Here is a 9213-nt window from a genome sequence, read left to right as displayed (position 1 = left end):
CTGGAACCCCGCCATGGCCAGCTAAACCCGTCACCGGCCACACAGTTGCTCTCCCACAGGGAGAGGGGACCGGACGGCCCGTGAGTGTGGCGGAGACAGGCCGTACCACCTCACCCCCGTATCAAGTACGGGGCAGGCTCTAACCCTCTCCCGCTGGGAGAGGGGACCGGACCTAGTCTCCAATTCCCGTTGGAGGGGTTGCGTAAGGGCGTCCAGGCGCGAATGGGACTAGGCGGATGGTAACGGGAGATGGCGCCGAGGTGGAATCGTGACCCTACGCGGCGCGGGTTCGGACGCGGGCGATCACCTGATGGACGAGGGACCGCAGGTGGCCGAGCTCTTCGACGCGAAACAGGACGAGTGCCACGACATACACCCCGAAGGAGCCGCCGCTGGCCAGCAGGAGGGTCAACCAGCCGCCGCGGCCATCGGCTTCGAGGCCCGCGATCAGGGCCTCGCGCAATCCGAGCGCGACCAGCGCCATGACACCACCGGCGAGCGCCACCTTGATGGCAAAGATCCAGCTGCCACGCTGGACCGTGCCTCGCATGAGCCACCAGAGTCCGAGGCCAAGCACCAAGCCATGGAAGCTGTTCTGCACGGTGTTGGCGGTGACGAGGCCGAGCATGCCGAGCGGCTCGACGAGCGACAGGGCGGTGGCGAGGTACACCCCGCCGCCGACGATGCCCACGGCGACGGGCGTGATCGTGTTTCGCATGGCGTAGAACGCCACGATGAAAAGTTGGTCGAGCACCGTGAGCGGGAGCTGGATGGCATAGATCAGCAACGCGGGGCCTGTGGTGCCGGTATCGGCGGCGTCAAACGCGCCGCGCTCGTAGACCGCGCGAATGACGGGCGTGCTCAGCACGGTCATGACGACCGTGATGGGGACTATGAGGAGCGTCGAGAGCTTGGCGGCCAGCGCGAGGTGGCGGCGGAAATCGACGGCGGTCGCCAGCTGGCGAATGGATTCGGGCGCGGTGCGCGAGAGCGTGGGCAGATAGGCCAGCGCGAGCGCCGTTGCCACGAGCCCGATCGGGAATTGCTGCAGGCGCGTGGCGAAGCGCATGGTCGCCAAGCTGCCTTCGCCGGTGCGCGAGGCCAGATTGGCGTCGACCACGACGAGCACCTGGGCCACGACCACACCGGCGGCGATCGGCGCGTAGAGCCGCAGGATCTGGTGAAACTTTGGGTCGCCGAGCCAGGCCGGGGGCGAAAGACTGGCGCGATCGCGCACCAGCGCGGGAAGCTGGACCAGCAGGTGCACGGCCGCGCCGGCCAGATAGCCCAGCGCCACGCCCGGCGGTCCGACGATGGGCGTGAGCGCCAGCGCGAACACGATGAGCGTGCCGTTGAGCGAGGCGGTGCTGAAGGCGGGGAAGGCGTAGCGGTCGCGGGCGTACAACCGTGCCGTGGTTACGGCCGAGATGCCGAGGAACAGCAGCGACGGCAGGGTGATGCGGGTGAGCGTGACGGCGAGCTCGCGCGTTTCGGGCGGGAGCCCAATGGCGGCCAGATCCACGAGCGGTTCCGCGAGGATCACGAGGATCGCCGTGGCGAGGCCGGCGATGGCGATCACCGTGGCGATGACCGTGGAGAACGTGCGGCGCAGCGCCTGATCGTCGCCGGCCAGCTGGCTGAACACGGGGATCAGGGCGCCGGAAACCGCGCCGCCGATCACCAGCTCGTGCATGAACTGGGGAATGCGGGTGGCGATTTCGAGCGCGTCGACGGTGCCGCCCGCGCCGAACAGGGCGGCGATGACGGGCTCGCGCACGAATCCGAGCAGCCGGCTGAGGATGTTGCCGCCGGCGATGAGGAGGGCGGCGATAGCGATTCGCCGTCCGGTGGACTCGGTCACGGCTCCTGGCGCAGTCGCTCGACCAGGCTGCTGGTGGAGCGCCCGCTCATCAGCGGGACGTAGACGACGCGCACGTCGAGGGCGTGCAGCGTGGCTGCCTCGGGCAGCTCGCGACCACCCGCGTCAACGTCATAGTCGGCGCCCTTTACATAAACATCCGGACGGACACGCCGGATCAGCGCGTCCGCGGTGAGTTCTTCGAACACGGTAATGGCATCGACCCAGCGGACGGCGGCGACGAGCGCCAGGCGATCGGCGAGCGGCGCCATGGGCCGCCGGGGGCCCTTGAGCGCCCGCACGCCGGCGTCGTCGTTGACACCCACAGCCAGGAAATCGCCCTGGGCAGCCGCCGCGCGAAGGAGCGCGGCATGCCCGGCGTGCATCACGTCGAAGCAGCCGTTGGTGAGGACGATGGTGCGACGTTGGGAGCGGGCGGCGTCGAGGACATGGTCGAAGGCGTCCGGGGTGGGCGGCGATGCCTCAGCCATTGACCGCGCCCGCCTCGGCCAGGATGGCCTCCGTCGGCGCCACGGCCACGCCGAGGCGGCGGATCACGATTCGCGCGGCAAGCTCACCGAGCAGGGCGGCTTCCAGGATCGAGCCGCCGCCGAGCAGTCCGGCGGTGACCGCGGCCGCCACGGTGTCGCCGGCGCCCGTGGGGTCGGCGACGCGGGCCTGCGGCGCGGCGGGTATGAGCACCGGATCGGCGTCCTGGGCGGCCGCCACCATGCCGGCGGCGCCAAGCGTGATGATTACACCCTGCGCCTCCAATCGCTCGCGCAGCTCGGCGGCGCCCCGGCAAGCTACCTCGGGGGAGGTGAGGGGGTAGCCCAGCTCGGCCTCGGCCTCCGGCTGATTGGGCGTGACGACGGCGGCGCCACTAAACCGCGTCAGGCCGCCATGGGCGTCCACGGCGATGATCAAGCCGTGCTTGCGGGCCAGGGGCAGCGCCGCGGCGACGACCTCCGACCCAACCACGCCGTTCCAATAGTCGGAAATGAGCAGCGCATCGGCGGTGGGGATCGACCGCTCGAGGTAGGCGATCAGTGCCGCGGCGGCCGCGTCGTCCAGGTCATGTCGGTCCACGGTGTCGACGCGCGACACCATGTGCTGTGGCCGTTGGCGGTCGCCGCCGGCCCAGATGCGCAGCTTGATGGACGTTGTTCGGGAGGTGTCGGCGATGAGTCCCGTGGCGCCGATGCCTCGATTGTCGAGCTGTTCCCGGAGCGCCGCGCCGGCGGCGTCGTCGCCGACAACGCCGCAGACGCTCACGTCGCAGGCAAGGGCGCGCAGGTTGGCGGCGACGTTGGTGGCCCCGCCGGGCACGGCGTAGCGCGACTCTTGCTCGACGATGAGCACCGGTGCCTCGCGCGCCACCGCCTGCGCTCGGCCGACGATGTGCTCGTCGAGCATCATGTCGCCGAGCACGACGACGCGGCGGCCCTGGGCGCGACGCAGGATGTCGCGGACGCGGGCGCCGTGGAGCGTGGGGGCGCCGGGCTGGTGGGCGGCCGGGTCGCTCATGGTGTTCGGACGGCCGGGAAACGGGGCAACCGTCTCCCCACCCAAGCCCTCACCCTAACCCTCTCCCAGAGGGAGAGGGAACCGGACCGCTGTCCCGGCTACGGGAGACTTCTGGGCCGTTGCTATGATTCATGGGTTGGCGTGAGCGGCATTCGCGTCGTTCGCGCAATCTTAGGAGCATTGTGAACAAGCCGAAGAAGGTTGCCCTGCGTAAGCGGCGCAAGACCGCCAAGCGCGGTCGTCTGCAGCGCAAAGCCGAGCGCGAGGCGGCCGGCGGGCAGCGACGCCAACAGCGCGGCGGACGCAGCGCCGGCTAGCCACTCCGCCGGTCCATCCCCCTGCTTCCTGAGGGAGCATTGAGCACGTTTCGCGACCACCGCACCGCTCGTTCGCGCCTGCCCAATGGCGCTCATGTGCTTGTCACCCCGGTTCCGCACGCGCGTTCCGTATCCCTGATTGCGGCCACGCGCATCGGCTCGGGATTCGAGTCGCCGCCGGAGCAGGGGATTTCGCACTTCGTGGAGCACATGCTCTTCAAAGGCACCGAGCGACGCCCGTCGTACACCGACATTGCAGCTTCCGTGGAGCGCCTTGGCGGGATGATTAACGCGTTGACCGAGCCGGAAATGACGGTGATCTGGGCAAAAGTGGCATCGCCGCACTGGCGCAACGCCCTGGATGTGATCACCGACATGATCGGGCACTCCCGATTCGACGCCGGCGAGATCGAAAAGGAGCGCCGGGTCATCCTGGATGAGATCGGCATGACGGCCGACATGCCGGAAGAGGCCGTGCGGCGATCGCTGCGCTCGCGCCTGTGGCAAGGCCACGGACTGGGGCGCGAGGTGGCTGGAACGCCGGCGAACCTGGAGACGTTCACGCCGGACCAGATGCGTGCCCACGCGCGCCGCATGTTTTCGGGGGCCAACCTGGTGGTGAGCCTGGCGGGCGACCTGGATCCAGCCGACGGCGCCGCGGCCGTCCAGGCGGGAGTTGGCGACCGTCCAGCGGGACGCGAGGCCGTGTGGCCGTCCTACGTGCCGGACGGCCCGCCGTCGCCGCGGGCGGTGGTGGAATCGCGGGAGGCAGATCACGTGTACTTCGGCATTGCCGGACGCGCCGTGTCGCGCAACGATCCCCAGCGGTATGACGTGGACGTGCTGACGGCGATCTTGGGCGAGGGCATGGGGTCGCGCTTGTTCGAGGAGCTGCGGGAACGGCGCGGCATCGTGTATGAGGTGCTGGCGTCGGTCACCGCGACGAGGGATTCCGGCGCGATGGTGATCGAGGCGGCGACTGAGCCGGATACTCTGAATGAGGCGATGCAGGCCGTGCTCGACGAATTGGCCGCCGTGCGCGACGACGGGGTCACGGAGGACCAGGTCGATCGGGCGCGTGAGGTCATCAAGGGGGAAATCCAGCTCTCAATGGAAGACACCTACGCCGTGGCCGGCTGGGCGCTGCGCGAGCAGTTGCTCGAGACCGAGCAGCTCACACCCGACGGCGTGACCGCCAAATATGACGCGGTTACCACGGAGAGCGTGGTCCACGCAGCGCGCCGGCTCTTCAGCGACGACTGGCCGATCGTGGCCGCCTCGGGACCGGTGGACGACGATGCCGTGCTCCCCCACCGCTTCGACGGCGCCGGCGCGCCGGCTTCCTGATCGGCGTGAGACCAAGCGAGATCATCGAGCAGGCGCGGCAGGCGTTTCGTGAAGGGGCGTCGAATAGGGCGGTGGAGCTTGCCGAGCACGTCATCGCGCGTTACCCGCGCCACGCGTCGGCGCGTCTGGTCCGCGCCCTGAAGGCCGAGGCCGACGGCGAGCTCGACCAGGCGCTCGAAGACCTGCGGTTCGTTACCTCGGCCGAGCCGCTGAATGCCCGGGCCGCGGCGGCGACGGCGCGGATCTTCCAGCAACGCGAGGACGATGCGCGGGCACAGGATGAGGCGCGCCGGGTGGTGGAGCTGGTACCAGACGTCGGCGACAACGCGTCGCTGGAGTCGGCGCTGGACATTCTTGGCGTGGACGCCGACGCGCTGCCGATAACGCCCGGGGTGTTTGCGCGCATTCACCTGCGCAGCGGATGGCCGGGGACCGCGGAGCGGTATGCCCGGCGCGCCCTCGACGAGGAGCCGGACCGCATCGACATCCGTCTGACGCTGGCGGAGGCGCTGTGGCAGCTGAATCGACTGTCCCAATGCGAAGAGCAGTGCACGATCATCTTCGACCGCGCCAACGATTGCGTACGGGCGGCCGTGATGCTGGCGCACGTGCTGGCGGAGCGCGGACGCATGGCCGAAGGGCAGGACTTGCTGGGTCGCGCGGGCGAGATCGATCCGGAATACCTGGAAGCGCGGCAGATGCTGGCGCAGCTCGAGATTCATCGTCTGGTGCTGCCCGACGTGCCGCAGATCGACGTGCCGGCGTCGATTCGTCCGACGGATGGGGCGCCGGAATCGGCGACGGCGCCGTCAGCCTCGTCCGACCAGAAGGCCCCCACAGCCGCGGAGCAGCCGTCCGACGATGGACCGGCGACGCCCGAGGGGGATTCCAACGCGGATCCGGCAGCGGCGCCCGACGGAGCGGCGTTTACGCAGATCGACTGGACCCGGGAGCTGATTCGACGGGAAGACTGGCGCGAGGCGGAACGGGTGCTCCGCGAGATCGTGGAAGACGACGGGCTGCCTGCCGCGGATGTTGACGCGCTGCTGGAGGAAGCGGCGGGGCGGCCCGCGTTCGCGGCGACCGGTTGGCAGTTGCTGGGCGACTTCCGCATGCGCACGCGCCGCCCTCAGGCCGCCGCGGAGGCGTATTTGCGCGCCGCCAACTCGCCGGAGGCGACGGATGCCTGACGCGCAGGCCTTGCTGGCGGACCTCAAGGCCCTCGATGACGTCGACGGCGCGGTGGTCTGGCGCACCGGCGAGGCGCCGGTGGGCGATCTGGCCGAGAATGTGAGTCCGGTGGCGCCCGGGCTGCTGGCGTCGGGTATCGGGACCATGGAGCAGGTGGTGGAGACCGTGGGCTTGGGCCAGGTCGATGAACTGTGGTTCCTGACCGAGGCGCACCAGGGATTGGCCGTGCGCTTGGGCGATTGGCAGGCGATTATTGTGGTGAGCCTCGACGCGGACATCGATAGCCTGCGCAACGCGGTGACCGAGCGGCTGGAACGCCAGGCATGATGGCCGGATTGCCGTCGACGGCATATCACCGACTGCGGTAGGAGGACGACGCACGTGGAACGCACGCTGGTCTTGTTGAAGCCCGACGCCCTGCAGCGGGCGATTGCCATGGAGCTGTTGGCGCGATTCGAGCGCCGCGGTCTGCGGTTCGTGGCGCTGAAGCTGGTGCAGATCGAGGAGTCGCTGGCCCGCCGGCACTATGCGGTGCACGAGGGCAAGTTCTTCTTCGACGACCTGGTGCAGCACCTGACCAGCGGTCCGGTAGTAGCCGCGGTGCTCGAGGGTCCGGAGGCGATCCAGGTCGTACGGACGATCGTCGGCGCGACCAGGCCGCATGAGGCCGCGGCGGGCACGATCCGCGGCGACTACGCCCTGGCCGGTTTGCGCAACCTGATTCACGCGTCCGATGCACCCGAAACGGCGCGGGAAGAGATTGAGCTGCACTTCGACGCGCATGAGCTGGTGGACTACGCGCGCGGGCTCGACGCTTGGATTGTCGAGGACGCTGCCGAGTGAAGGTCCACGAGTCCGACGCCCGGCAAATCTTCGCCGATCAGGGTCTCCCCGTCCCACCGAGTCGAGTGGCGACCACGCCCGACGAGGCGGCGACCGCGGCTGGAGCGTTCGGCGGCCTGGTCGTCGTGAAGGCGCTGGTGTTGGCCGGCGGCCGCGGCAAGGCCGGCGGCGTGAAGCTGGCCGACGGCCCCGAGGCCGCGCGCGAGGCTGCCGACGCGATCCTGGGGCTCGAAATCCGGGGCGAACGGGTTCGGCGGGTCCTCGTGGCGCCGGCCGTGGATATCGACCGCGAGATCTACCTGGGCGTGACCATCGACCGCGAGCGTCAATCGGCGGTCGTGATGGCGAGCGCGGCCGGCGGCATCGACATCGAAGAGGTCGCGGCAGCTACGCCCGAGGCCATCCAGCGCGTCGAGTTTGACGTGGCGCGCGGCGTGGAGGCTTGGCAGGCGCGCGCCGTGGGCTTTGCGCTCGGGCTTGGTGGACGGCAAGTGCTCGACTTCGTTCGCATTCTGAACGGGCTGGTGCGCGTCTTCGTGGAGTGCGACGCGTCACTGGCGGAGGTGAACCCGCTGGTGGTCAGCCCGGACGGCAAGCTGTGGACCATCGACGCCAAGCTGAACATTGACGACAACGCGTTGGGACGTCGTCCCGCGCTGGAGCAGCTGCGGGACGCCGCCGCCGAGGAGCCGGCGGAGGCGCGGGCGCGTGCCGCGGGCATCAGCTATATCAAGCTCGACGGCGATATCGGCTGCATGGTCAACGGCGCCGGCCTGGCCATGGCGACCATGGACGTGGTGAAGCACTACGGGGGCGAACCGGCGAATTTTCTGGATGTCGGCGGCGGCGCCGGCGCGGAGCGCGTGAGCGCCGCGTTCGCCATCATCCTGGACGATCCCAACGTTCGGGCCGTATTCGTCAACATCTTTGGGGGGATCACCCGTGCTGACGAGGTGGCCCGCGGGGTGCTCGCGGCGCGCGAGAGCATGCCCCGCGCCGTGCCGCTGGTGGTGCGCTTGATGGGCACGAACGAGGCCGAGGGGCTGCGTCTGCTTGCCGACGCCGGCATCCAGGCCGAACGGTCGATGGATGCGGCGGCCCGCCTGGCGGTGGAGGCCGTGCGATGAGCATCTTGCTCGATGCCTCGGCGCGGGTGGTGGTGCAAGGAATCACGGGGCGGCAAGGCACCTTCCATGCCCAGCGCATGGCGGAGGCGGGCACGAACGTGGTGGCGGGCGTGACGCCCGGTCGCGCGGGCGCGGCGGTGGACGGCCTGCCCGGCGTGCCGGTCTTCAACACCATGGCCGAGGCGGTGTCGGACACGGGTGCGAATGCGGCGTGCATCTTCGTGCCGCCGCCGTTCGCGGCGGACGCGATTCTGGAAGACATCGCGGCTGGTCTGGAGCTGATCGTGTGCATCACCGAGGGCATCCCGACCATCGACATGCTGCGCGTGATGCCGGTGCTGCGGGCCTCGGCATCGCGCCTAATCGGGCCAAACTGCCCGGGAATCGCGGTGCCGGGGGCGAACGTGAAGGTGGGCATCATGCCCTGGGAGATTCACGCGCCGGGCCGCGTGGGGGTCGTCAGCCGTAGCGGCACGCTGACCTACGAAGTGGTGCAGCATTTGACGGACGGCGGTCTGGGGCAATCCGCGGCGGTTGGCATCGGCGGCGACCCGATTATCGGCACACGCTTCACCGATGTGCTGGAGCTCTTCGAGCGAGACGCCGACACGGACGGGATCGTGCTGCTGGGTGAGATTGGCGGCGGCGACGAGGAGCAGGCGGCGCGGTTCATCAACGAGCGCGTGACGAAGCCGGTGAGCGCGTTCATCGCCGGAAAGACCGCCCCGCCGGAACGTCGGATGGGACACGCGGGGGCCATCGTGTCGGGATCGGAAGGCACGGCCGCCGGCAAAGAGGCCGCCCTGCGGGAGGCCGGGGTGCGTGTGGGCGATACCCCGCGGGAGGCGGTCGAGTTGCTGGCCGCCGAGCTCCGCTAGCCTCACGGGGCCGAAGCATTGATAATGGAGTTAGAACGACCAGCGCACGCGACCTTGTCGCAGTGCGCCGTGCCGCGCGGATGCGCGCGCACTCCCTCGTAGCCTGCAAGGAGCGGTGATGCCCC

Annotated in this window: 10 protein-coding genes; 7 read left to right on the top strand and 3 right to left on the bottom strand. The window is 69.7% G+C overall.

Features of this window, described 5'->3' with window-relative positions:
• Positions 1 to 274: 274 nt before the first annotated feature.
• The 3 genes from murJ to OXG79_15100 are packed head-to-tail and all read right to left on the bottom strand — an operon-like array spanning position 275 to position 3385.
• Complete coding sequence (gene murJ, locus OXG79_15110) at positions 275 to 1861, bottom strand: murein biosynthesis integral membrane protein MurJ (protein MCY3785094.1); 1587 nt, start codon at positions 1859 to 1861, stop codon at positions 275 to 277.
• Positions 1858 to 2349, bottom strand: a complete 492-nt coding sequence (locus OXG79_15105) for an adenylyltransferase/cytidyltransferase family protein (protein MCY3785093.1) — start codon at positions 2347 to 2349, stop codon at positions 1858 to 1860. Before OXG79_15105 ends, murJ begins: the two co-directional genes overlap by 4 nt.
• The gene (locus OXG79_15100) at positions 2342 to 3385 is read right to left on the bottom strand and encodes a PfkB family carbohydrate kinase (protein MCY3785092.1); all 1044 of its coding nucleotides are present in this window, start codon (positions 3383 to 3385) and stop codon (positions 2342 to 2344) included. The genes OXG79_15105 and OXG79_15100 overlap by 8 nt, the downstream gene beginning before the upstream one ends.
• Before the next feature lie 182 nt (positions 3386 to 3567).
• Between OXG79_15100 and OXG79_15095 the strand changes: the two genes are divergently transcribed.
• From OXG79_15095 to sucD, 7 genes are read left to right on the top strand one after another with little or no spacing between them, the layout of a single operon-like run.
• Complete coding sequence (locus tag OXG79_15095) at positions 3568 to 3702, top strand: hypothetical protein (GenBank protein ID MCY3785091.1); 135 nt, start codon at positions 3568 to 3570, stop codon at positions 3700 to 3702.
• 39 nt (positions 3703 to 3741) lie between these two features.
• Complete coding sequence (locus OXG79_15090) at positions 3742 to 5049, top strand: pitrilysin family protein (GenBank protein ID MCY3785090.1); 1308 nt, start codon at positions 3742 to 3744, stop codon at positions 5047 to 5049.
• A gap of 5 nt (positions 5050 to 5054) precedes the next feature.
• Positions 5055 to 6239, top strand: coding sequence for a tetratricopeptide repeat protein (locus OXG79_15085; protein MCY3785089.1), 1185 nt, complete (start codon positions 5055 to 5057; stop codon positions 6237 to 6239).
• A complete protein-coding gene (locus OXG79_15080; protein ID MCY3785088.1) occupies positions 6232 to 6567 on the top strand; it encodes a hypothetical protein in 336 nt (111 codons plus the stop codon). Before OXG79_15085 ends, OXG79_15080 begins: the two co-directional genes overlap by 8 nt.
• Positions 6568 to 6621: 54 nt before the next feature.
• On the top strand, positions 6622 to 7083 hold the full coding sequence (gene ndk / locus OXG79_15075; GenBank protein MCY3785087.1) for a nucleoside-diphosphate kinase: 462 nt from the start codon (positions 6622 to 6624) through the stop codon (positions 7081 to 7083).
• Positions 7080 to 8210 carry an ADP-forming succinate--CoA ligase subunit beta gene (sucC, locus tag OXG79_15070; GenBank protein ID MCY3785086.1) on the top strand — a complete coding sequence of 377 codons (1131 nt, stop codon included), beginning with the start codon at positions 7080 to 7082 and terminating at the stop codon, positions 8208 to 8210. The genes ndk and sucC overlap by 4 nt, the downstream gene beginning before the upstream one ends.
• Positions 8207 to 9088, top strand: a complete 882-nt coding sequence (sucD, locus tag OXG79_15065; protein ID MCY3785085.1) for a succinate--CoA ligase subunit alpha — start codon at positions 8207 to 8209, stop codon at positions 9086 to 9088. Before sucC ends, sucD begins: the two co-directional genes overlap by 4 nt.
• Positions 9089 to 9213: the final 125 nt, after the last annotated feature.

This window comes from Chloroflexota bacterium (genome assembly GCA_026706485.1).
Taxonomy (GTDB): Bacteria; Chloroflexota; UBA11872; order UBA11872; family UBA11872; genus JAJECS01.
This window is presented reverse-complemented; position numbering and strand designations above follow the sequence as displayed.